15 protein-coding genes are annotated in these 24070 nt (G+C 70.1%); 1 reads left to right on the forward strand and 14 read right to left on the reverse strand.

All coding sequences use genetic code 11. The annotated features are described in order from the left end of the window. Positions 1 to 4 precede the first annotated feature (4 nt). The 7 genes from gap to uvrB all read right to left on the reverse strand — a co-directional run bounded on the left by gap (position 5) and on the right by uvrB (position 11596). A complete protein-coding gene (gap, locus tag DEJ24_RS02865) occupies positions 5 to 1009 on the reverse strand; it encodes a type I glyceraldehyde-3-phosphate dehydrogenase (RefSeq protein ID WP_110902224.1) in 1005 nt (334 codons plus the stop codon). Between the two features lie 237 nt (positions 1010 to 1246). Beyond that, positions 1247 to 2227 (reverse strand): DNA-binding protein WhiA, encoded by a 981-nt coding sequence (gene whiA / locus DEJ24_RS02870; protein WP_110902223.1) that lies wholly within the window; start codon positions 2225 to 2227, stop codon positions 1247 to 1249. Positions 2228 to 2305: 78 nt separating this feature from the next. Beyond that, a complete protein-coding gene (gene rapZ, locus DEJ24_RS02875; protein ID WP_111077201.1) occupies positions 2306 to 3196 on the reverse strand; it encodes an RNase adapter RapZ in 891 nt (296 codons plus the stop codon). Positions 3197 to 3345: 149 nt separating this feature from the next. Continuing rightward, positions 3346 to 5520 carry an excinuclease ABC subunit UvrC gene (gene uvrC, locus DEJ24_RS02880; protein ID WP_111077202.1) on the reverse strand — a complete coding sequence of 725 codons (2175 nt, stop codon included), beginning with the start codon at positions 5518 to 5520 and terminating at the stop codon, positions 3346 to 3348. After that, a complete protein-coding gene (gene uvrA, locus DEJ24_RS02885; protein ID WP_258374531.1) occupies positions 5521 to 8529 on the reverse strand; it encodes an excinuclease ABC subunit UvrA in 3009 nt (1002 codons plus the stop codon). A 48-nt stretch (positions 8530 to 8577) separates the two neighbouring features. Beyond that, positions 8578 to 9516, reverse strand: a complete 939-nt coding sequence (locus DEJ24_RS02890; protein WP_111077203.1) for an SDR family NAD(P)-dependent oxidoreductase — start codon at positions 9514 to 9516, stop codon at positions 8578 to 8580. Next, complete coding sequence (uvrB, locus tag DEJ24_RS02895; protein ID WP_181432806.1) at positions 9506 to 11596, reverse strand: excinuclease ABC subunit UvrB; 2091 nt, start codon at positions 11594 to 11596, stop codon at positions 9506 to 9508. Before uvrB ends, DEJ24_RS02890 begins: the two co-directional genes overlap by 11 nt. Positions 11597 to 11739: 143 nt before the next feature. On the opposite strand from uvrB, the gene DEJ24_RS02900 reads away from it, so the two are divergent. Beyond that, positions 11740 to 13071 carry an MFS transporter gene (locus DEJ24_RS02900; RefSeq protein WP_111077204.1) on the forward strand — a complete coding sequence of 444 codons (1332 nt, stop codon included), beginning with the start codon at positions 11740 to 11742 and terminating at the stop codon, positions 13069 to 13071. 114 nt (positions 13072 to 13185) lie between these two features. Here DEJ24_RS02900 and DEJ24_RS02905 read toward each other — a convergent pair whose 3' ends face one another. From DEJ24_RS02905 to polA, 7 genes are all read right to left on the reverse strand, one after another. Then, the gene (locus DEJ24_RS02905) at positions 13186 to 14346 is read right to left on the reverse strand and encodes an acyltransferase (RefSeq protein WP_111077205.1); all 1161 of its coding nucleotides are present in this window, start codon (positions 14344 to 14346) and stop codon (positions 13186 to 13188) included. Next, positions 14343 to 15932, reverse strand: a complete 1590-nt coding sequence (locus DEJ24_RS02910) for a class I adenylate-forming enzyme family protein (protein ID WP_146242508.1) — start codon at positions 15930 to 15932, stop codon at positions 14343 to 14345. Before DEJ24_RS02910 ends, DEJ24_RS02905 begins: the two co-directional genes overlap by 4 nt. Before the next feature lie 22 nt (positions 15933 to 15954). Beyond that, positions 15955 to 17031 (reverse strand): hypothetical protein, encoded by a 1077-nt coding sequence (locus DEJ24_RS16740; RefSeq protein WP_146242509.1) that lies wholly within the window; start codon positions 17029 to 17031, stop codon positions 15955 to 15957. Then, positions 17028 to 17630 carry a dephospho-CoA kinase gene (gene coaE / locus DEJ24_RS02915; protein WP_111077207.1) on the reverse strand — a complete coding sequence of 201 codons (603 nt, stop codon included), beginning with the start codon at positions 17628 to 17630 and terminating at the stop codon, positions 17028 to 17030. The genes DEJ24_RS16740 and coaE overlap by 4 nt, the downstream gene beginning before the upstream one ends. 163 nt (positions 17631 to 17793) lie before the next feature. Then, positions 17794 to 19245, reverse strand: a complete 1452-nt coding sequence (gene rpsA / locus DEJ24_RS02920) for a 30S ribosomal protein S1 (RefSeq protein WP_110902487.1) — start codon at positions 19243 to 19245, stop codon at positions 17794 to 17796. Between the two features lie 175 nt (positions 19246 to 19420). After that, positions 19421 to 21100 carry a DUF885 domain-containing protein gene (locus tag DEJ24_RS02925; RefSeq protein WP_111077208.1) on the reverse strand — a complete coding sequence of 560 codons (1680 nt, stop codon included), beginning with the start codon at positions 21098 to 21100 and terminating at the stop codon, positions 19421 to 19423. A gap of 149 nt (positions 21101 to 21249) precedes the next feature. Continuing rightward, the gene (gene polA / locus DEJ24_RS02930; protein ID WP_111077209.1) at positions 21250 to 23922 is read right to left on the reverse strand and encodes a DNA polymerase I; all 2673 of its coding nucleotides are present in this window, start codon (positions 23920 to 23922) and stop codon (positions 21250 to 21252) included. Between the last annotated feature and the right edge of the window lie 148 nt (positions 23923 to 24070).

The raw sequence follows: 24070 nt of genomic DNA on the forward strand, positions 1-24070 counted from the left end.
CAGGTCAGAGCTTCTCGCCCACGAACTCGGTCAGGTCGACCAGGCGGTTCGAGTAGCCCCACTCGTTGTCGTACCACGAGGTGATCTTGACGAGGTTGCCCATGACCTTGGTCAGGCCGGAGTCGTAGATCGAGGAGTGCGGGTCCGTGGTGATGTCGGTCGACACCAGCGGGTCCTCGCTGTAGAGCAGGATGCCCTTCAGCGGACCCTCGGCGGCGGCCTTGTACGCGGCGTTGATCTCGTCGACGGTGACGTCGGCCTTGGTCTCGAGCGTGAGGTCCGTGATCGATCCGGTCGGGACCGGGACGCGGAGCGCGAAGCCGTCGAGCTTGCCGGCGAGCTCCGGCAGGACCAGGCCGATGGCCTTCGCTGCACCGGTGGAGGTCGGGACGATGTTCAGCGCCGCCGCACGGGCACGACGCGGGTCCTTGTGCGGGCCGTCCTGCAGGTTCTGGTCCGCGGTGTACGCGTGCACGGTGGTCATGAGACCACGCTCGATGCCGAACGCGTCGTGGAACACCTTGGCGAGCGGCGCGAGGCTGTTCGTGGTGCACGAGGCGTTCGAGATGATGTGGTGGTTCGCGGCGTCGTAGGTGTCCTCGTTCACGCCGAGGACGATCGTGACGTCGTCACCGGTCGCCGGAGCGGAGATGATGACCTTCTTGGCACCGGCGTCGATGTGCTTCTGCGCATCGGCGGCCTTCGTGAAGAAGCCGGTCGACTCGATGACGATGTCGACACCCAGCTCGCCCCAGGGCAGGTTGGCGGGGTCGCGCTCGGCGAGGACCTTGATGGCCTTGCCGTCGACGACGATGTTGTCGCCGTCGAGCTCGACGGAGACGCCGAGCTTGCCGGTGATCGAGTCGTACTTGAGCAGGTTCGCGAGGGACGCGTTGTCGGTGAGGTCGTTCACCGCCACGATCTCGAGGTCGCTGCCCTTGGCCAGAGCGGCGCGGAAGAAGTTACGGCCGATCCGGCCGAAGCCGTTGATGCCGATCTTGACGGTCAATGGATCTCCTGTTGGGTGTGGAGCGCCTCGGGAGACGCTGCTTTTTCGGAGTGTGGAGGCGTCGTCGTGGACGACGGCCGACCCACGCACGGGACGATGGGCCCCGTGACGTCGCCGTACCGACCCTAGCAGTCGGACCCCCGCGGACCGCCTGCATGACGCCGTCCTGGGGACGGGTCGGGTGCGGCGGCCACGGGGGTCCGACGGTGGGTCAGATGACTGCCCGGCGGGCTGCGGTCAGGCGCCCTCGAGCTCTTCCGGGACGCTCGCCTCGGTGCCCGGGATGCCGAGGTCGCTGGCACGCTTGTCAGCCATCGCGAGCAGTCGGCGGATGCGCCCGGCGATGGCGTCCTTCGTCATGGGCGGGTCCGCGTGCTGGCCGAGCTCGTCGAGCGAGGCGTCGCGGTGTTCGAGGCGCAGGGCGCCCGCGTACTGCAGGTGGTCGGGCACCTCGTCGCCGAGGATCTCCAACGCGCGCTCGACCCGGGCGCACGCGGCCACGGCGGCCTGCGCAGAACGGCGGAGGTTCGCGTCGTCGAAGTTGACCAGGCGGTTGGCGGTGGCCCGGACCTCCCGGCGCTGGCGCATCTCCTCCCAGTCGGCGGTGGTGCGGGCGGCGCCCATGGCCGTGAGCATCTGCCCGATCGCCTCGCCGTCACGGATCACGACGCGGTGCACCCCGCGGACCTCACGGCCCTTCGCGGCGATCCCGAGGCGGGAGGCTGCACCGACGAGCGCCATCGCGGCCTCGTTGCCCGGGCAGGTGACCTCGAGCGCCGCGGCACGGCCCGGGTCGGTCAGGGTGCCGGAGGCCAGGAACGCTCCGCGCCAGATGGCGGCGAGGTCCTCGCGGTTGCCGGTGGTCAGTCGGTTCGGGAGGCCCCGCACCGGACGACGACGGGCGTCCATCAGGCCGGTCTGGCGGGCGAGCGTCTCGCCGGCCTCGAGCACACGCACCAGGTAGCGGGTGCCGCGACGTGACGACGCGGTCGAGCCGACGGAGGCCTCACTGCGGACGCCGTAGAGCTCGGCCAGGTCCTTGCGGACCCGGTGCACGATGATCCGGGTGTCGAGCTCGACCTCGACCGCGATGCGGCCGGAGATGACGTGCAGGCCCCCGGCGAAGCGCAGGACGGTCGCGAGTTCGGCGGCGCGGACCGTGTTCCGGTTGACGACGACCCTGGCCAGCTCGTCCTTCACCTCGGCAGTCAACGGCACGGCATCATTCCTTACGTTCTTCGGGGTGGGGTTCTGCGGTCCCGGGGCGCACACGTGTGGAGGCGGCCGGTGGGACGGTCACTCCCGGCCGAGATCTCGGTTCTTCACACGCACGGCGACGTTGGGCATCCCGCGGAGGAGGCTCGCCAACTCGGCGACGATGGCGACCGAACGGTGCTTGCCGCCGGTACAGCCGATGGCGATCGTAGCGTGTCTTTTGTTCTCGCGCTGGTACCCCTCGAACACGGGCTCGAGGACGGAGGCGTAGCGGTCGACGAACGGACGGGCTCCGGACTGTTCCATGACGTAGTCGGAGACGGGCTTGTCGAGCCCCGTGTGCGGGCGCAGTTCCGGCACCCAGTAGGGGTTCGGGATGAAGCGCACGTCGGCCACCATGTCGGCGTCGGCGGGCAGGCCGTACTTGAACCCGAAGCTCATCAGCGTCACCTGGACACCGACGAACCGGTCCTCGGCGAACTTCTCGGTCACCGAGTTCGCGAGTTGGTGGATGTTCAGGTCGGACGTGTCGATGATCAGGTCGGATGCTTCGCGGAGGCCGAGCAACCGGGTGCGCTCCCGTGCGATGCCGTCGAGCAGCGTGTCCTCGCCCTGCAGCGGGTGCGGCCGGCGCACCTGCTCGAAGCGCCGTACCAGCACCTGGTCGGTGGCCTCGAGGAACAGCACCCGGACGCGGGCGCTCGTGCTCTCGCGGAGCGACTGCACGGCACGCTCGGGGTCGGTGAAGAACCGGCCGCCGCGGACGTCGACGACGGTGGCGATCTTCGGGATCGACTCCCCCGCGCGGTCCGCCAGGTCGGTGAGCGGCCCGAGCATCTGCGTCGGCAGGTTGTCGACGACGTACCAGCCGAGGTCCTCCAGCGCCTTGCCGACCGTCGACCGCCCCGCGCCGGACATGCCCGTCACGATGAGGACGTCGTGCTGTTGCTGCGAGGTGGTGGTGTCGGTCATCTGCGAAGGGGCTCCATCGTGGTGTGGCCGGGCGGGTCGCCCGGCGTCGCCGTGCGCGTGCGCTCGGCAGGGGTCGGCCCGCGGACCCTCGGGCTGCACGCCCCGGGTCCGCGTCCAGGCTACCGTCCGGCCGGGAGGCCCGTGCCGGGTCACACAGGCCGGTGCGGACCGTCTGCAGTCGGCTCGGGGACACGCACCGGGCCTGCTGGCGCCAGAGCGCTGACGGGCTCGGTCGGCTCGGGTGCGCTGCTCGGTCCAGGTGCACTGGTCGGTCCAGGTGCACTGCTCGGTTCAGGTGCACTGCTCGGTCCAGGCGCGCTGCTCGGCTCGGGCGCGCTGGCCGACTCCGGCGCGCTGGTCGGCACCGTCGTGAGCTTCCGCACCACCGCGGCCGCGGTCGCCGGTCCGACGCCCGGGACCTCGGCGACCTCCTCCGGCGTCGCCTGCCGGAGCCGGGCGACGGACCCGAAGTGCTTGAGCAGCGCCGAGACGCGGTTCGGTCCGAGCCCGGGGATCTCGGACAGCTGCGAGCGGACGTCACGCTTCCGACGGGTGCGCTGGTGCGTGATCGCGAACCGGTGTGCCTCGTCGCGGAGGCGCTGGATGAGGAAGAGCGCCTCGGAGTTGCGCGGCAGGATCACCGGGAAGTCGTCGTCCGGCAGCCAGAGCTCCTCGAGGCGCTTCGCGATCCCGACCAGGGCGATGTCCCGGACCCCGGCCTCGTCGAGCGCACGCTTCGCCGCCGCCACCTGGGGCTGCCCGCCGTCCACGACGAGCAGCTGCGGCCGGTACGCGAACCGCTTCGAGGGCTTCGACCCCTCGACCACGCCGTCCCCCGTCACGTCCGGGACGTCGGGTACCGCCGCGTCCTCGTCGAGCCGCGCCAGGCGCCGTGTGAGCACCTGGTACATGCTGTCGGTGTCGTCGGTGGTCTCGGCGATCGTGTACCGGCGGTACTGGTCCTTGCGGGGCAGGCCGTCCTCGAACACGACCATCGAGGCGACGACGTTCGTGCCCTGCAGGTGCGAGATGTCGTAGCACTCCATCCGCAGTGGTGCCTCGGTCATGCCGAGGGCCTCCTGGATGTCGGCCAGGGCCGCCGCCCGCGTCGTGTAGTCGGCCGAGCGCTTGGTCTTGTAGAGCATCAGCGCCTGCTGGGCGTTCTGCGACGCCGTGCGGGCCAGTCCCGCCCGGTCACCGCGCTGCGCCGTGCTGAGCTTCGTGCCACGACCCCCACGGCGGTCGCTCAGCCACTGCTGCAGCGCGTCGGCGTCGTCCGGCAGCACCGGCACGACGACCTCTCGTGGCGGGCCGTCGTTCGCGACGCCCGGGGTGGGGTCTGCGCTCGCCTGCGTGAGCAGGGCACCGTCGGCACCGGTCGAGAGCCCGTCGTCGGCGTACACGCCCTGCACGATCTGCTCGACGAGGTCGCCGGTGCTGATGTCGAGCTCCTTGTCGACCACCCAGCCGCGCACACCCCGGATGCGGCCACCTCGGACCGAGAACAGCTGCACGGCGGCGGCCAGTTCGTCCTCGGCGATGCCGAAGAGGTCGAGGTCGACCGAGTCCTTGAGCACCACGGCGGACTTCTCGAGGACCGCTTCGAGCGCCTCGACCTGGTCACGGAAGCGCGCGGCCTGCTCGTACTGCATGGCGTCCGCCGACGCGGCCATCCGCTGCCGGAGCTGCGTGATGACGCGGCGGTCGTAGCTGCCCATGAAGCGGACGAACTCCTCGACGAGCGCGCGGTGCTCCTCGATGGTCACGCGCTGGGAGCACGGTCCGCCGCACTTGCCGATCTGCCCCGGGAAGCAGGGCTTGCCGGTCTGCATGGCCCGCTTGTACGAGGACTCCGAGCACGTGCGGATCGGGAAGACCTTGATCATCAGGTCGATCGTGTCGTGCACCGCCCAGATCTTCGGGTACGGCCCGAAGTACTTGGCGCCCTTGATCTTGCGGTTCCGGGTCACCATCACGCGGGGCGCCTCGTCCGCCATCGTGATCGCCATGTACGGGTACGACTTGTCATCCCGGAACTTGACGTTGAACGGCGGATCGAACTCCTTGATCCACGTGTACTCGAGCTGCAGCGCCTCGATCTCGGATCCGACGGTGGTCCACTCGACGCTCTTGGCCGTCAGGACCATCCGCCGGGTGCGCTCGTGCAGGGTCGGCAGCGGCGCGAAGTAGTTGCTCAGGCGGGCGCGGAGGTTCTTCGCCTTGCCGACGTAGAGCACCCGACCGTTGCCGTCGCGCCATCGGTAGACGCCCGGGTCGGTCGGGATCTCACCCGCCTTCGGCCGCCAGGGGACGGTGTCGGCCACCTAGCGAGCACCTGCCTTCTGTGCACCTGCTCGACGCGCGCCGACCGACCGCTCCTTGCCCACACGGGCGTCCTGCGCCTCGAGGATCTCGCGGAGGAAGACACCGGTGTGGCTCTCCGGGACGTCGGCGACGTGCTCCGGGGTGCCGGTCGCGAGGACCGTGCCACCGCCCGAACCGCCTTCGGGACCCATGTCGATGAGCCAATCGGCGGACTTGATGACGTCGAGGTTGTGCTCGATCGTGATGACGGTGTTGCCTTTGTCGACCAGCGACTGCAGTACGAGCAGCAGCTTCCGGACGTCCTCGAAGTGCAGACCCGTGGTCGGCTCGTCGAGCACGTACACGGTGCGGCCGTTCGAGCGACGCTGCAGCTCGGTCGCGAGCTTGACGCGCTGCGCCTCGCCACCCGACAGGGTCGTCGCGCTCTGGCCGAGTCGGACATAGCCGAGGCCGACGTCGACCAGGGTCGCCATGTACCGGTGGATCGCGGAGATCGGCTCGAAGAACTCGGCCGCTTCGCTGATCGGCATGTCCAGGACCTCGGAGATGCTCTTGCCCTTGTAGTGGACCTGCAGCGTCTCGCGGTTGTACCGGGCACCGCCACAGACCTCGCACGCGACGTAGACGTCGGGCAGGAAGTTCATCTCGATCTTGATCGTGCCGTCGCCGGAGCAGTTCTCGCAGCGCCCGCCCTTGACGTTGAAGCTGAAGCGACCGGGCTGGTAACCGCGGGTCTTGGCCTCCTGCGTCTCGGCGAAGAGCTGACGGATCCGGTCGAAGACGCCGGTGTACGTCGCCGGGTTCGAGCGCGGGGTGCGGCCGATGGGTGCCTGGTCGACGTGCACGACCTTGTCGAGCTGGTCGAGGCCCTTCACGCGCGTGTGCTTGCCGGCGATGTGCCGGGCGCCGTTGAGCTGGTTGGCGAGCACCTTGTAGAGGATGTCGTTCACCAGCGTCGACTTGCCCGAGCCGCTGACGCCGGTGACCGCCGTGAACACCCCGAGCGGGAAGTCGACGTCCACGTCCTTGAGGTTGTTCGCCCGGGCGCCCTGCACGCTGATGACCCGCTTGCGGTTCACCGTGCGGCGCTCAGACGGCATCTCGATCGAGCGCCGACCCGCCAGGTAGTCGCCGGTGATCGACTCGCGGTTCTCGATCATGTCGGCGTACGAGCCGGAGTGCACGACGTTGCCGCCGTTGACGCCTGCTCCCGGTCCGATGTCGACGACCCAGTCGGCGGTGCGGATGGTGTCCTCGTCGTGCTCGACGACGATCAGTGTGTTGCCCAGCTCCTTGAGCTTGACCAGGGTGTCGATCAGGCGGCGGTTGTCGCGCTGGTGCAGGCCGATGCTCGGCTCGTCGAGCACGTAGAGGACGCCGGTCAGGCCGGAACCGATCTGCGTCGCCAGACGGATGCGCTGCGCCTCGCCGCCGGAGAGCCCGCCTGCTCCGCGCGCGAGCGTCAGGTAGTTGAGGCCGACCTCGAGCAGGAACTCGAGACGCGCCCGGATCTCCCGCAGGACGGCCGCGGCGATGTGCGCCTCGCGATCGGTGAGGGCGATGTCCGCCATGAACGCGTAGGCCTGGTCCAGGGCCATGCTCGTGACGTCGGCGATGCTGCGACCGTCGACGGTCACGCCGAGCACCTCGGGCTTCAGGCGGGTGCCGTCGCACACCGGGCAGGGCACCTCGCGCAGGTAGCCCTGGAAGCGCTGGCGCTGCGAGTCGGTCTCGGCCTCGGCGAACTTCCGCTCGATGTAGGGCATGACACCCTCGAACCCACTCGTGTACCGCATCTCGCGGCCGAAGCGGTTCCGCCAGGACACCGAGACCTCGAAGTCCTTGCCCGTCAGGATGGCCGCCTGCACCGACGACGGCAGCTGGCTCCACGGGGTGTCCATGCGGAACCCGAGCTCCTTGCCCAGACCGGCGAGCAGCTTCTCGAAGTACGAGTACAGGCCGCTGGTGCCGGTCCAGGGCAGCAGCACGCCGTCCTTCAGCGAGGCTTCGGGGTCGCCGAGCACCAGGTCCGGGTCGACGGACATCCGGGTACCGAGGCCCGAGCACTCCGGGCAGGCGCCGAACGGGGCGTTGAACGAGAAGGTCCGCGGCTCGATCTCGGTCAGGGCCAGCGGGTGGTTGTTCGGGCACGACAGGTTCTCGGAGTAGGTCCGGACGGCGCCGGGCCCCTCGTGGTCCACGAGGTCGATCGCCACGGTGCCGTTCGTCAGGCGCAGGGCGGTCTCGAGCGAGTCGGTCAGGCGTCCGAGGATGTCGTCGCTGGCCACCAGGCGGTCGACGATGACGGAGATGTCGTGCTTGACCTGCTTCTTCAGCGTCGGCGGGCTGCTCAGCTGGATCCGCTCGCCGTCGACGATGGCGCGCGAGTAGCCGGAGGCCGCGAGCTCCTGGAAGAGGTCGACGAACTCGCCCTTCTTCTTCGACACGATCGGCGCGAGGACCTGGAAACGGGTGCCGCTCTCCTGCGTCATCAGCTGGTCGGCGATCTGCTGCACGCTCTGCTTGCTGATCACTTCACCGCAGACGGGGCAGTGCGGGATGCCGATGCGCGCCCAGAGCAGCCGCATGTAGTCGTAGACCTCGGTGATGGTGCCCACCGTGGAACGCGGGTTGCGGTTCGTCGACTTCTGGTCGATCGACACCGCCGGCGACAGGCCCTCGATGAAGTCGACGTCGGGGCGGTCGACCTGGCCGAGGAACTGACGCGCGTACGCCGACAGGGACTCGACGTAACGCCGCTGGCCCTCGGCGAAGATCGTGTCGAACGCCAGCGAGGACTTCCCCGAGCCGGACAGCCCGGTGAACACGACGAGCGAGTCGCGTGGGATCTCGAGGTCGACGTCCCGGAGGTTGTGCACACGCGCACCACGGACGCTGAGCGTCGACGTGTCGTGCGGGGCCGTCCCGCCGGGCAGGTGCAGGTCCGACGGCTCGTCGAAGTCGTCCGGGCCGGACGTGGCGGTTCCGCGGTCAGAGGTGATGGTCATCGCAGATGATTCTACGAAGCCGGTCCGACAAACGCCCGCCGAGTCGGCTCAGCCGAGTGCGTCGAGAGCGAACGTGACGCCGGAAGCCGCCTCGCTGGCGGCCCAGAGTCGCGCGGCCTCGTGGCGGTCGTGCGCCCGGGGTTCCGCCGGGACGACCGTCGCCCGGCCGCGGAGCTGGAACCACCCGTCCGGTCCCCAGTACTCGCCGGACCGGACGTCGTCGCCGACCGAGGCGTGGACGAGCGGGACCGCGCCCGCGTCCTTCCCCTGCGCGACGAAGCGCTGCCCGGGGCCGATCCACGCGGGTGCGGATCGCGACGAGCCGACTGCCGGGGTCCCGGTGCCGGCCGCCTCCGTCAGGGAGTCGAGGGCGAGTCCCGGGTGCGCCACGACACTGGACACCGCGGACCCGGCGTCCGCCAGACGCTGGGCCAACTCGAACCCGAACAGCATCACCGCGAGCTTGCTGCGCGCGTACTGCCGGTAGCCGTTGTAGTGCCCTGCACCGAGCGCGTCGTGCCGGTCGAGCGTCACCCAGCGGTGCGAGATGGATCCGAGGTGGACGACCCGACCGCCGGTGTCCTGCAGCAGCGGGAGCACCAGGCCCGTCCAGGCGAAGTGCCCGAGGTGGTTCGTCCCCATCTGCAGTTCGTGGCCCTGCGCCGTGGACCGACGCTCGCGTGACCCGACGACCCCGGCGTTGTTGAGCACCGCGTGCACCGGCCCGAGCGTTCCCAGCGCTGCCGCAGCCGTGCGCACCGAGTCGAGGTCCGCCAGGTCGAGGTGCACGTGCTCGAGCTGCGCGTCGGGCACCACCGAGCGGATGCTGCGCTCGGCAGCCGCGGCCTTGCCGGAGTCGCGCGTCGCCAGGACCACCCGGTGTCCACCCACGGCGAGCTGCTCGGCCGCCTGGTACCCGAGCCCCGCACTGGCGCCGGTGACGACGACCGTGCGAGGTCCGGCCGGGGCGCCGGCATCAGACGACATGTCCGGCCGACTCCATCTGACGCAGCGCCTTCTTGAGGTCCTGGACCTCGTCGCGGAGTCGTGCTGCGAGCTCGAACTTCAGCTCAGCGGCCGCCTGCAGCATCTGGTCGTTGAGGTCGGCGATCGTGGCCTCGAGTTGCGTCGCACCCTCGCCGGCGATGCCCTCGCGGCGGAGCGACGGGGTCGGGGCACGACGACCGTCACGGACGCCACCACCGCGGCGCTCCAGGAGTTCGCGGGTGTCGTCGCTCTCGCGGTTGAGGACCTCGGTGATGTCCGCGATCTTCTTGCGCAGCGGCTGCGGGTCGATGCCGTGCTCGAGGTTGTACGCCACCTGCTTCTCGCGGCGGCGGTCGGTCTCCTCGATGGCCTGCTTCATCGAGTCGGTCATCTTGTCGGCGTACATGAGCACCTGGCCCGACACGTTGCGCGCTGCACGACCGATGGTCTGGATGAGCGACGTCGACGAGCGCAGGAAGCCCTCCTTGTCAGCGTCGAGGATCGCGACGAGCGAGACCTCGGGCAGGTCGAGGCCTTCGCGGAGCAGGTTGATGCCGATGAGCACGTCGTAGACGCCCTGGCGCAGCTCGGTGAGGAGCTCCACGCGCTTCAGGGTGTCGACGTCCGAGTGCAGGTAGCGCACCCGGACCCCGGCGTTGCCGAGGAAGTCGGTGAGCTCTTCGGCCATGCGCTTCGTCAGCGTGGTGACGAGCACGCGCTCGTTCTTCTCGGAGCGCTGCTTGATCTCCTCGAGCAGGTCGTCGATCTGGCCGTCGCTCGGCTTGATGATGATCTCGGGGTCGATGAGGCCCGTCGGGCGGATGATCTGCTCGACGACGCTGTCCGTGATGCCGAGCTCGTACTTGCCGGGCGTCGCCGACAGGAAGACCTTCTGCCCGACGCGGTCGAGGAACTCCTCCCACTTCAGCGGGCGGTTGTCCATCGCGCTCGGCAGCCGGAAGCCGTGCTCCACCAGGGTGCGCTTCCGGGAGGCGTCGCCCTCGTACATCGCACCGATCTGCGGCACGGTGACGTGCGACTCGTCGATGACGAGGAGGAAGTCGTCCGGGAAGTAGTCGATGAGGCAGTGCGGTGCTTCGCCCGGCCCACGGCCTTCCATGTGTCGCGAGTAGTTCTCGATACCCGAGCAGAACCCGATCTGCTCCATCATCTCGATGTCGAACGTGGTGCGCATCCGCAGCCGCTGGGCTTCGAGCAGCTTGCCCTGACCTTCGAGCTCGGCGAGCCGTTCGGCCAGTTCTTCCTTGATCGAGCTGATCGCGCGGTGCATCACGTCGGTGTCCGCCACGTAGTGGGACGCCGGGAAGATCGAGACCGCGGGCAGGTCGTCGATCACGTTGCCCGTCAACGGGTGCAGCGAGGAGAGCGCTTCGATCTCGTCGCCGAACATCTCGATGCGGATCGCGTGCTCTTCGTACATCGGGATGATCTCGAGGGTGTCGCCGCGGACCCGGAAGGTGCCGCGCGCGAAGTCGACGTCGTTGCGCTGGTACTGCATGCTGACGAACTTGCGCACGAGCTGGTCACGGGAGATGTTCTGCCCGATGTGGAGCGCGACCGAGGCGTTCATGTACTGCTCCGGCGTGCCGAGGCCGTAGATGCAGGACACGGTCGACACCACGACGGTGTCGCGCCGGCTGAGCAGCGAGTTCGTCGTCGAGTGGCGCAGTCGCTCCACCTCGGCGTTGACGGACGAGTCCTTCTCGATGAAGGTGTCCGTCTGCGGGACGTAGGCCTCTGGCTGGTAGTAGTCGTAGTACGAGACGAAGTACTCGATCGCGTTGTTCGGCATCAGCCCGCGGAACTCGTTCGCGAGCTGCGCCGCCAACGTCTTGTTGTGCGCGAGCACCAGCGTCGGCCGCTGCACCTGCTCGATGAGCCAGGCCGTCGTCGCCGACTTGCCGGTACCGGTCGCGCCGAGCAGCACCACGTCGGTCTCACCCGCGTTGATGCGCCCGGCGAGTTCGGCGATCGCCGCGGGCTGGTCACCGCTCGGCGAGTACTCGCTGATGACCTCGAAGGGTCGGATGGCACGCGTGGGCTCGATGGCAACTCCCATGCGCTCAACAGTAGGCGCGGCCGCTGACATCGACGTGCTCTGCTCGCCCTGGGCGTACTGTCTCCCGATAGCGCACTCAGAGGTCCCTGATCGAATCCGGTCGTAGCCTCCGAAGCGTTCAGCAACCCGACCGAAGAGGCCCCATGACCACGGCCCCCGCTGCAGCACCGGCGAAGGGCACCCCGTTCCGCGGACGCATCCGCGGGCGGGTGCTGCTGCTCCTCTGCTGCATGTACGCCATCTCGTACATCGACCGTACGAACATCTCCACCGCCCTCCCACACATCACCGACGAGTTCGGGCTGACCGAGACGGCCGCCGGCTTCATCGTGTCCGCCTTCTCGTTGCCGTACGCCCTGCTCCAGGTGTTCGGCGGCACGATCAGCGAGAAGTTCGGGCCGAGACGGGCCCTCTTCGTGATCACCGTGGTCTGGGGAGTCGCGACGCTCTGGACCGGGCTGTCGATGGGGTTCTGGACACTGTTCGCGGCACGCCTGCTCCTCGGCCTCAGCGAAGCAGCCGCGTTCCCGTCCGCCACCCAGGCGATGAGCCGGTGGATCCCGCGGGACCGGAACGGCTTCGCCCAGGGCGTGGTGCACTCCGCCGCCCGGCTCGGCAACGCCCTCGCGCCGTTGCTCGTCGCCTACTTCATCGCGATCAGCGGCTGGCGCCTGGCGTTCTTCGCCACCGCCGTGCTGTCCGTGGCCTGGGGCATCGCCTGGTTCTTCCTCTTCCGGGACCGTCCGGAGGACGCCCACGGGATCACGAAGGCCGAACTCGCCGAGCTGCCACCCGTCGAGACCCGGGCCACGCGTCCGCCGGTCCCCTGGCGCGCCCTGGCGAAGCAGATCCTGCCGGTGTCCTTCGTCGACTTCGGGTACGGGTGGACACTCTGGGTGTTCCTCACCTGGATCCCGACGTTCCTCAGTGACCAGTACGACCTCGAGATCAGTGCCTTCGCCTGGTTCACGACCGCGGTCCTCCTGGCCGGTGTGGTCGGTGACACGGTCGGCGGGATGCTCAGCGACCGGATCATCCACCGAGGCGGCGATTCTCGTCAGGCCCGTCGTCTGGTGCTGGTGATCGGCCTCTGTGGGTCCCTGGTCTGCCTGCTGCCGCTCGTCGTGGTCGGGCAGAGCCTGGCGGTGGCGACGGTGTCGCTCGCGCTGTCGTTCTTCTTCCTCGAGCTCTGCAACGCGAACCTGTGGGCCATCCCGATGGACGTGGCACCGCAGTGGTCCGGCACCGCCTCCGGGTTCATGAACACCGGGTTCGGTGTGGCCGGCGTCGTCTCGCCCATCGTGTTCGGGTTCCTCATCGACACCTCCGGCTGGCAGCTGCCGTTCGGGATCTCGTGCGCGCTCCTCGCCGGTGCGGCGGTCGTGGCGTGGGTGATGAAGCCGCAGCGGCTCACCGTGACCGACGGCGTGCTCGAGGTGGGCGTCCCCGCCGTCGAGCGCGACGCGACGCACTAGCGGCCGAGCGGCGGACCCGCCGGCACCGCCGTCGGTCGGTCAGCCTCCCGTCGGACCTGTGGCGGGCCTCCAGGCCGGGAGGCCCGCCACGCGTCCCTCCTGACCGGACCGCCGTCAGCCCCTCACCCGTGCCCGGCGCGCCCGCGACGGCCGTCCGGTCAGCGGCACGCTGAGCGGGGTCCACCGGAACGCCTCGGTCACCGCGACCGACAGCACCAGCACGAGCACGTACGTGACGAGCGTCAGCCACGGCTTCGGCACCGCGCTCTCGAGCCAGCTGTCGCCGTGCAGCAGGATCCAGATCATGAACGGGTGGCTGAGGAAGATCCCGAAGGACCGGTCCGATCCGTAGTCGACGACCCGCGCCAGCGCCGAGCCGGCCCGACGGCGGTCCGCCCAGGCCGCGCCGATCGCCAGGAAGCCGACGAAGACCGCCGTGCTCCAGAGGACCTGGACGGGCTGCAGCGGGGTGCCGGCGGCGTACAGGGACTGGCCGAGCCCGACCTGCAGCCACCACACGCCGAGGGTGAGCGCCCCGGTGCCGGCGAAGGCCCAGAGGACGGCGCGCCGGTGCTCCCGGATGAACCGGAGGAACGGGTCCGCGTGGTCGGCCGCCACCGCTCCCGAGACGATGAAGAACACGTACGAGAAGAAGAACTGCTTCTGGTAGCCGTGCAACCAGTCGATGGAGTGCGGCCAGTACTTGTACGCGGCGAAGACGGCGAGCTGCAGCAGGAAGGCGACGACGAGCACGACGACGTGGTGGCGCCGGGTGACCCGGACGAGCCAGATGATCACCGGCAGCAGCAGGTAGACCTGCATCGTCACGAGCAGGAAGTACAGGTGGTACCAGGACGTCCCGGTGACGATCCCCTCGGCGTACGTCGTGACCAGGGCCGGAACGTCACCCCGCGTCGTGGAGCTGAGGAGCCACGACGCGGTGACGTACACGGACGACCAAGCGAGGTACGGGACGCCGACGAGCAGGAACCGGCGCGGCCAGAACTGCGCGAGCGGGCGCGGACGGAGCGACCAGCTGTAGACCAGCACGAACGCGGTGAGCGAGAAGAACACCAGGCGGGTGAAGTGCAGCAGGCCGAGCAGGGCGTTCAGGGGGACGTCATCGGACGCGATGGTGTGGCTCGTGGTGTGCACGCCGATGACGCACGCGAAGGTGAGGATGCGGAGGACGTCGACCTCGTACAGGTGCCGCGGCTTGCCGGAGGCAGTCCGGGTCGGGGTCTGCACGCCCGGCGTGGTGGTGGCGGCGCTCACCGCGACTCGGTCATCGCTCGGACGCGGGCGCGCTGCACCTTGCCCGTGGGGGCCCGCGGCAGGTCGGCGACGACGGAGATCTCGGCCGGACGGCGGAACCGGGTCAGGGCGGACTCGGCGAGGGCCCGCAGGTCCTCGACGAGCCCGTCGGTGTCGGTGTCGGGCTGGGGGATGACGTACGCCACCGGCACCGCCCCGAGGACCTCGTCCGGCCGGCCGACGACGACGGCCTCGAGCACGCGCGGGTCCCGGAGCAGGACGTCCTCGACCTCGGACGGGTAGACCTTCTCACCGCCACGGTTGATGACGTCGTCGGACCGGCCGGCCAGCGAGACCCAGCCGTCGACGGCGACGGAGCCGAGGTCGCCCGTCGCGAGCCAACCGTCGGCGTCGAACCGGTCGGCCGCCCGACCGCCGAGGTAGGAGCGCACGATGCCCGGACCGCGCACCCACAGGGCACCGACCTCACCCGCGGGCAGGAGCGCGCCGTCCTCGCCGCGGACCTGGACCTCGGACCCGACGGGCAGCCCCACGGTGCCCGGCCGGGGCGGCGCGTCGAGCGGCGTGGCGGTGATCTGGCTGGCGCCCTCCGTCATCCCCCAGCTCACCACGAGCGGCAGGTCACCGAGCGCGGCCCGCACCGGGTCGGGCAGCGGCGCGGAGGCGCTGCGCACGAACCGCAGGCTCGCCGGCGGCCGCAGGGGGCCCGTCTTGGCGAGGACCGCCAGGACCGCGGGCACGGCGTTCAGCCACGTCACGCGGCGGGCCTCGAGCAGTTCCCAGAACCCGGTCCGTCGGAACCGGCGGTCGAGCACCAGGGTCGCCCCGGCGACCAGTGTCGCGAGGAGACCGACCACCTCGGCGTTGACGTGGAACAGCGGCAGCGAGTTGAACCCGCGGTCCCGCTCGGTCAGGCCGTTGTGCCGGGCGATCGCGTGCGCCACGAACCGGAGTTGCGACTCCGGCAGCTCGACACCCTTCGGCGTGCCGGTCGAGCCGGAGGTGAACAGCACGACCGAGCCCTCGCCGGGGCCGTCGGTGGGTGCGTCCGGCACGTCGCCGTCGCGGACCCCGACCGGGAGGCCCGTTGCTGCGTCCACCCGGGCCGACGGGGCTCCGGGGACACTCGCCGCTCCGGCCTCCGCATCGGGGTCTCGGTCCGACACGACCATCGCGGCGCCGCCCAGGAGCGCCGCCAGCCGAGCGGGTTCGGAGACCGGCTGCCCGGTGTCGACGGGGACCGACCGACGGCCGGAGGCCACGGCCGCGAGGTGCACGGCGGCGAAGGCGATCGGGTCCCCCACGTCGACGAGGACGCCGCCGGAGGCCGGGACGCCGATGGCGTCGAACGTCCGCGACCAGGCCGTCACGGCGGCGTCGAGACCGCCGTACGTCAGCGTCCGGTCGGAGCGGGCGTCCTCGAGGTAGACGTGGTCCGGGGTGCGCTCGGCGCGCTGCCGGATGAGCGCGGCCAGGGTCGTCGCGTCGCTGTGTCCGTCGCTGGGTCCGTCGCTGGGTCCGTCGCCTGGCTCGTCGATGGTGACCGCCGTGCGGTCGGGGGTGGGGCGTTCGCCGTCGTGCTGCACCGCCTCATCGTATTTCCGCTGGCTATGACCGTCCGGAGGGAACGGCAGGAGTCGGGAACCGGTGCAGCATCCACTGCCAGATCCGGAGCATCCGCGGGTCGCCGTGCTCGTCGAGCGGGGTCGAGTCCTTGATGATCCGCGAGTGCGCCCAACGCGGGTCGCCCACCGGCAGGTCGGTGAGGATCGCGTGCGGGTCGGCGGCGGGCGGCGGCGGCGCGGTGTCGGTCCGCCACGGGCCGTCCGTACCGTCCGGCCCCTCGGTCGCACGAGCGCCGTCGAGTCCCATCGCCGACCACGACCCGGTGATCCGCGGGCCGAACTCGTCGCGGACGTCGTCGAGCGCGTACATCCGGCTCGCCGGGGTCTGGCCGGGGTGGTCCATCCACGCCGCGTGCACCGGGCCGACGGACTCCACCGGCGACGAGAACATCAGTGCACCGAGCACCGGCCGGATGTGGGCGATGTACGCGGCCTCGCCCCCGCCCTGCGAATGCCCGGCGACGACGATGTCCTGCCACCGGATGTCCTCGTCGGCCTGGACGAACCGCCCCCATCCCCCGGCGGGGTCGACGTCGTCGAGGTGCGCGACGGCATCCCGGAACCGCGACACGATCGAGCCCGCCGGGCTGACGTCGCTGAACGTCGAACCGCGGGTGCCGTCGAACCGGTTCCGCTGCACCTGCCCGTAGCACCGCGCGTCGGCCTCGCACGTGCCGGACAGGGTCCTGCCGAGGTTCCAGTAGTCGAGCCCGAGCACGTGGTACCCGTCGTCCAGCGCCGTCGTGAGGAACCGCTGGTAGTCGGCCGGCTTCGCGCGGGTGGCCGGCAGGAAGAGCAGCAGCGGACCGTTCGGTGAGGTCCGGGCCGCGAAGTCGTCGCGGTTCGGGGCCAGGCGCTCCCCGTCGATCGCACCGAGCCGGAAGCGGTGGAAGTCGCCGTGCGGTGCCTCGCCCGGCTCCAGCGTCCGGTGCGGCTGCCCGGGACGACCGCCCTCCGCCACACGCTGACCACCGAGGACGTTCGCCCCGACCAGCGCGGCGAGCCCCATGGCGACGAGGACGAGGACCGCCACGACGAGCAGCCGGTGGTGCGTCCTCATCGGACGAGTCGCGCCCATACCTCGTCGGCCGAGCGGATCGTCTGCTCGAGCGTGCCGGTGGCGTCGACCACGTGGTCGGCCAGGGCGAGTCGGTCCGCGTCGGAGGCCTGTGCCGCCACTCGGCGTTCCGCGTCGTCGCGGCCCATCCCCCGGTGCTCGACGAGGCGCCCGATCCGCACCGCGGCAGGGGCGTCCACGACCACGACGGCGTCGAACCGCAGCGGCCGCGTCCCCTGTGCCTCGGCGAGGAGCGGCACGTCGTAGACGACGACGGCGTCCGGGTCGGCTGCCTCGGCGGCGTCGAATCGCTGCTGCGCCAGCCGCCACACCTCCGGGTGGGTGATGGCCTCCAGGGCCTTGCGCGCCTCCGGGTCGACGAACACGACGGCACCGAGCGCGGGACGGTCGAGGCTGCCGTCGGGCGCGATCACCGCGTCGCCGAAGCGTTCCCGCACCGCCTGCAACCCCGGACTGCCGGGTGCCACGGCGTCCCGTGCGAGCTGGTCGGCGTCGACGACGACCGCGCCGTGTCCGGCGAACCGCCGGGAGACCGTCGACTTGCCCGCGGCGATGCCGCCCGTGAGTCCGATGATGCGCACGGGGACAGCGTCGCACGGCCTGCTCCACGAATGCTCCCAGCCGACGCACCCCGAGCGCTCCGGTACGACGCCGAAGAGCCCGGCCCCGGCCGTCCCTGGGGGACGATCAGGACCGGGCTCCCGGTCGATGCGACGGATGATCAGCTCACCCGGTCACATCCGTTCAGCTGTTGCTGAGCTTCTCGCGCAGCGCGGCGAGGGACGCGTCGTCGGCGAGCGTGCCGGCTCCGGTCGTCTCGCTCGTGAACGTCGAAGCGGCGGCCGGGAGGTCGAAGCCACCCTGCGCCTCCTCGGTGAGGGACTTGGCGACCTGGGCCTTGTGGGCCTCCCAACGCGCCTGGGCGGCCGCGTACTGGCCCTCCCACTCGGTGCGCTGGGTGTCGTAGCCCTCGAGCCACTCGTTGGTCTCCGGGTCGAAGCCCTCGGGGTACTTGTAGTCACCCTTGTCGTCGTACTCGGTCGGCATGCCGTAGAGCGCCGGGTCGAACTCGGTGCTCTCCGGGTCGACGCCCTCGTTGGCCTGCTTGAGGCTGAGCGAGATGCGGCGACGGTCGAGGTCGATGTCGATGATCTTGACGAACACCTCGTCGCCCACGGACACGACCTGCTCGGCGAGCTCGACGTGCTTGTTCGAGAGCTCCGAGATGTGCACCAGGCCCTCGATGCCGTCCGCGACGCGGACGAAGGCACCGAACGGCACGAGCTTCGTGACCTTGCCCGGCGCGATCTGACCGATCGCGTGGGTGCGGGCGAAGACCTGCCACGGGTCTTCCTGGGTGGCCTTGAGCGAGAGCGACACGCGCTCGCGGTCCAGGTCCACCTCGAGGATCTCGACGGTGACTTCCTGACCGACCTCGACGACCTCGCTGGCGTGCTCGATGTGCTTCCAGCTGAGCTCGGAGACGTGGACGAGACCGTCGACACCACCGAGGTCGACGAACGCACCGAAGTTGACGATCGACGAGACGACGCCCTTGCGGACCTGGCCCTTGTGGAGGTTGTTCAGGAAGGTGGTGCGCGACTCGGACTGCGTCTGCTCGAGCAGGGCGCGGCGCGAGAGGACCACGTTGTTGCGGTTCTTGTCGAGTTCGAGGATCTTCGCCTCGAGCTCCTGACCGAGGTACGGCGTCAGGTCGCGGACACGGCGGAGCTCGATGAGCGATGCCGGGAGGAAGCCGCGGAGGCCGATGTCGACGATCAGGCCGCCCTTGACGACCTCGATGACCGTGCCGGTCACGACGCCGTCGGACTCCTTGATCTTCTCGACGTCGCCCCATGCACGCTCGTACTGTGCACGCTTCTTCGACAGGATCAGCCGGCCTTCCTTGTCCTCCTTCTGGAGGACCAGGGCCTCGACCTCGTCACCGACGTTGACGACCTCGTTGGGGTCGACGTCGTGCTTGATCGAGAGCTCGCGCGAGGGGATGACACCCTCGGTCTTGTAACCGACGTCGAGGAGGACCTCGTCGCGGTCGATCTTCACGACGGTGCCGGAGATGAGGTCTCCGTCGTTGAAGAACTTCAGGGTCTTCTCGACCTCGGCCAGGAAGTCATCAGCCGAGCCGATGTCGTTGATGGCGACCTGCTTGGGAGCCTTGGTCGTGGTGGTTGTCATGTAGAGATTGCTCCGAACGGACATGAGTCGGGCCGTGGCGGCGAGGGAGCGACCCCCGGTCCGCGTGCCGGTCGAGCGACCGGTGCGAGCCACCATGGCGATGAGTGTTGTTGGCGCGGATTGCGCCGCACAAGTCTATCCAGCAGGCGGGACGCCCACAACCGGGCGTGTCCGCTCAGCCGACCAGCGCACTCCGCAGGGTGTCGAGGCCGACACCGCCGAGCGCGAGGGCGCGGTGGTGGAAGGCCTTGAGGTCGAACGACGAACCCTCACGGGCCGCCACGTCGTCGCGGATCGACTCCCAGACGCGCTGCCCGACCTTGTACGACGGCGCCTGTCCCGGCCACCCGAAGTACCGCGCCACCTCGAACTGCACGAACGCCGGGTCCATGTTGACGTTCCGCCCCATGAAGTCGAGGGCGTACTCCCACGTCCAACCGCCGCCGTCCGGGTTGGTCTTCTGCAGGTGCACGCCGATGTCGAGCACCACGCGGGCGGCCCGCATCCGCTGCCCGTCGAGCATGCCCAGGCGGTCGCCGTCGTCGTCCAGGAACCCGAGCTGCTCCATGAGTCGCTCGGCGTACAGCGCCCAGCCCTCCACGTGGCCGGACGGCCCGGCGAGCTGCCGACGCCAGGTGTTGAGCTCGCCGCGGTTGTAGACCGCCTGGCTGATCTGCAGGTGGTGGCCCGGGACGCCCTCGTGGTAGACGGTGGTCTTCTCGCGCCAGGTGCCGAACTCGGTGACACCCTGCGGGACGGACCACCACATGCGGCCGGCACGCGAGAAGTCGTCGGACGGGCCGGTGTAGTAGATCCCGCCCTCCTGCGTCGGGGCGATCCGGCACTCCAGGCGCTTGATCGGGTCCGCGATGTCGAAGTAGCGACCGTCCATCGCCCGGATCGACTCGTCGCTGGTCTCCTGCATCCAGGCCCGGAGCGCATCGGTGCCCTGCAGCACCCGCGCCGGGTCGGCGTCCAGGACCTCGATCGCCCGGGCGACACTCGCTCCGGACTCGATGCGGTCGGCGATCCGCTCCTGCTCGTCGCGCATCCGGCCGAGCTCCTCGATGCCCCACTCGTACGTCTCGTCGAGGTCGACGACGGCACCGAGGAAGCGGCGGGAGTGCAGCGTGTAGTCGTCCCGGCCGACGGCGTCCACCGGGGTCGAGAGCGGCAGCACGTCGTGCTCCAGGAAGGCACCGAAGGACCGGTAGGCGGCCGCGGCGACCTCGGCTCCCCGGGTCAACTCGGCGCGCAACTGGTCGGGGACGGGAGCGCCGCCCTCGAGCGCGGCACCGTCGGCGAGCTGCCGGAAGAACCCGTCGGGCGCGCCGTTGCGTGCGGCCTGCTCCGCGATGAGCTCGACCTGGCGCTTCGCCGCGGTGACGCCCTCGCGCGTGCCCTCCAGCAGGGTCTCGCGGTAGCCCTCCAGCGCGTCGGGCAGCGACTGCAGGCGGCCGGCGACGTCCTGCCAGTCCTCCGCCGTCGCGGTCGGCATCAGGTCGAAGACGTCACGGAGCGACTGCGCCGGGCTCTGAATGACGTTGAGGTCGCGCAGGTGCAACTTCCGCTCGTACGACTCGACGGTCAGGTCGAGCTCGGCACCGAGGTCGGTCTTCGTCACACGGTCGACGTCATCGCGAGCGTCGGCGGCATCGAGCGCGCGGCGTGCCGAGCGAGCGGCGTCGGCGAGGGCCGCAGCACCGGCCGGCGAGGTGTCGCCGTACCCGTCGGTGCGACCCGGCACGCCGATGTACGTGGCGACGGTCGGATCGAGGTCCACGAGCGTGGTGACCCACTGCTCGGCGACCTGGTCGACGGCGGACGGCTGACGGACGGGACGGTCATCGCTCATGTCCCCGACCCTACCCACCAGCACGACACTACCCACCGGCACGACACCACCCACCGGCACGACACCACCCACCAGCACGGAGCGAGCGGCGGGACGGTCGGGAGGCGCGCCTCCCGTCCGTCCCGCCGCTCACGCGGGTGCGACCGCGCTCAGTGCGCCGCCGCCTCCCAGTTCGTGCCGAGCCCGACCGACACGTCGAGCGGGACGGTCAGTTCGGCTGCGCCGCCCATGCGGGTGCGGAGGATCTCCTCGACCCGGTCCTGCTCCCCCGGCGCGATCTCGAGGATCAGTTCGTCGTGCACCTGCAGCAGCAGTCTCGAACCGAGGCCACCGTCGCGCAGGTCTGCGTCGACACCGAGCATCGCGATCTTCATGATGTCCGCCGCGGACCCCTGGATCGGAGCGTTCAGTGCGGCGCGCTCGGCGTTCTCGCGGAGCACCCGGTTCGGGCTCTTCAGGTCCGGGAACGGACGACGGCGACCGAAGATCGTCTCGGTGTAGCCGTCCTCACGCGCCTGCTCGACCACGTTCCGGAGGTAGTCGCGCACCGCGCCGAAGCGGGCGAAGTACTCCGTCATCAGCGTGCGGGCCTCACTCTGCTCGATGCGGAGCTGCTTCGACAGGCCGAAGGCACTGAGGCCGTACGCCAGGCCGTAGGACATCGCCTTGACCTTGGTGCGCATCTCCGGGCTGACGTCGGACGGCTCCACGCCGAAGACCCGGGCGCCGACGAAGCGGTGCAGGTCCTCGCCCTCGTTGAACGCCTGGATGAGCCCCGCGTCTCCCGACAGGTGGGCCATGATCCGCATCTCGATCTGCGAGTAGTCCGCGGTGAGGAGCGTCGTGTACGGCTCGGCGACCGCGAAGGCTGACCGGATCCGGCGACCGACGGCGGTCTTCACCGGGATGTTCTGCAGGTTCGGGTCGGTGGAGGACACGCGCCCGGTGCTCGTGCCGGTCTGCTCGTACCGGGTGTGGATGCGGCCGTCGACCACGGCGGCGTCGAGGGTGTCCACGATCTGGCGGAGCTTCGTCGCGTCGCGGTGCTGCAGCAGCAGGCCGAGGAACGGGTGCGGGTGCTGCTCCTGCAGGTCGGTGAGGCTCGCGGCGTCGGTCGAGAAGCCCGTCTTGGTCTTGCGGGTCTTCGGCATCGCGAGCTCGGTGAACAGGACCTCCTGCAGCTGCTTCGGCGACCCGAGGTTGACCTCGTGCCCGATCTCGGCGAAGGCCTGCTGGGCGAGGTCCGCGGCGCGCTCCCCGAGCTCGTGCGAGAGCCCGGTGAGCACCGGGCGGTCGATGCCGACACCGGTGGTCTCCATGCGCGCGAGCACGGACGTCAGCGGCAGCTCGATGTCGTCGAGCACCGTGAGCGAACCCGGGTCGACGCGGGCGCGGAGTGCCGTGGTGACCCGGAGGACGTACCAGGCGTGCACCCCGACGTTCACCGGGTCGGTCTCCGGCACGAGCTGGTTCGGGTCCGCCGTCGGCAGTTCCTCACCGAGCTCCTGGTAGACGAGGTCGGCCAGGGGCTGACCCTGCTTGCCCGGGTTCGCCAGCCAGCCGGTGATGCGGGCGTCGCCGGCGATGCCCGCGACGGTGAAGCCCGCGGTCCCGAGCGCCTTGATCGCGGCCTTGGCGTCGTGGAAGTGCTTCGGGGCGTCCGAGGCGAACCACGCGGCGAGCTGTTCGTAGTCCTGCGCCCCGCTGCCGCCGGGGACCAGGACGGCGTCGTCGTGGGTGGCGATGCCGATCGCGCTGAGACGACCGTCGATGACCTCCACCGCGACGCCGAAACCGTTCTCGGCGTCCGCGGCGTTCTTCCGCTCGAGCCAGTAGCCGAGTTCCTCGTCGATCAGGGTCTTGACCGGGGGCGGTGTCGGCCCGGCGTCCTCGACGCTGCCGTCGGTCGTCGACGGTTCGGTCGGTTCGCCGCTGCCGACGACCTTGAACACCCGGTCGAGCAGGGTCCGGAACTGCAGTGTGGCGAAGAGCTCACGCACCGCGGCTTCGTCGAGCGGGCGGAGGGCGACGTCCGCCGGGCCGACCGGCAGTTCGACGTCGGTGACGAGGCGGTTCAACCGGCGGTTCCGGATCGCCCGATCACGCTGCTCGCGGAGGTTGTTGCCGACGACCCCCTTGATCTCGTCGGCGTGTTCGAGCACCCCGTCGAGCGAGCCGTACTGCGTGACCCACTTCACCGCGGTCTTCTCGCCGACCTTGTCGATGCCGATCAGGTTGTCGCTGGTCTCCCCCACCAGGGCCGCGATGTCCGGGTACTGGTGCGGCTCGATGCCGTACCGCTCGTAGACCTTGTCGCGGTCGTAGCGCGTGAGCTCGGACACACCGCGGACCGACGGGTACAGCAGTGTGACGTCGTCGTTCACGAGCTGGATCGAGTCGCGGTCGCCGGACACCACGTAGACCTTGAAACCCTGGTCAGCGCCCTGCTTGGAGAGGGTCGCGAGGATGTCGTCCGCCTCGAAGTCCTCCTTCGTGACGGTCGTGATGCCCATCGCCTCGAGCGCCTGCTGCAGGAGCGGGATCTGGCCCTTGAACTCGGCCGGGGTCTCCGACCGGGTGCCCTTGTACTCGGCGTACTCGCGCGTGCGGAACGAGAACCGGGAGATGTCGAACGCGACCGCCAGGTGCGTCGGCTTCTCGCGCTGCAGCAGCATGAGCAGCATCGAGATGAACCCGTGGATGGCGTTCGTGTGCTGCCCCTCGCGGTTCACGAAGCTGTCGACCGGCAGGGCGTAGAAGGCCCGGAAGGCGAGCGAGTGGCCGTCGATGACCATGAGGGTAGGCTTTGCGGAGTCCGACACCCGGACAGCCTACCGACGGCCCCCGACAGGGTGCGGCCGCGGTCCGGGCGGAACGACCACGCGGAAGGCCGACGCGACGTGACCGACGAACAGACCGTCCGGGGATCCGACGAGGGCGTCGCGGAGTACCTCGCGCGCGGCGTCGGGC

This window comes from Curtobacterium sp. MCPF17_001 (assembly GCF_003234615.1).
GTDB lineage: Bacteria > Actinomycetota > Actinomycetes > Actinomycetales > Microbacteriaceae > Curtobacterium.

What these genes read in the sequence shown, in the direction of transcription:
- DEJ24_RS02925 (WP_111077208.1), bottom strand. Translation starts at nt 21,100, where the DNA reads ATGAGCGATGACCGTCCCGTCCGTCAGCCGTCCGCCGTCGACCAGGTC.
- uvrB (WP_181432806.1), bottom strand. Translation starts at nt 11,596, where the DNA reads ATGGGAGTTGCCATCGAGCCCACGCGTGCCATCCGACCCTTCGAGGTC.
- rapZ (WP_111077201.1), bottom strand. Translation starts at nt 3,196, where the DNA reads ATGACCGACACCACCACCTCGCAGCAACAGCACGACGTCCTCATCGTG.
- uvrA (WP_258374531.1), bottom strand. Translation starts at nt 8,529, where the DNA reads ATGACCATCACCTCTGACCGCGGAACCGCCACGTCCGGCCCGGACGAC.
- DEJ24_RS02900 (WP_111077204.1), top strand. Translation starts at nt 11,740, where the DNA reads ATGACCACGGCCCCCGCTGCAGCACCGGCGAAGGGCACCCCGTTCCGC.
- DEJ24_RS02890 (WP_111077203.1), bottom strand. Translation starts at nt 9,516, where the DNA reads ATGTCGTCTGATGCCGGCGCCCCGGCCGGACCTCGCACGGTCGTCGTC.
- rpsA (WP_110902487.1), bottom strand. Translation starts at nt 19,245, where the DNA reads ATGACAACCACCACGACCAAGGCTCCCAAGCAGGTCGCCATCAACGAC.
- DEJ24_RS16740 (WP_146242509.1), bottom strand. Translation starts at nt 17,031, where the DNA reads ATGAGGACGCACCACCGGCTGCTCGTCGTGGCGGTCCTCGTCCTCGTC.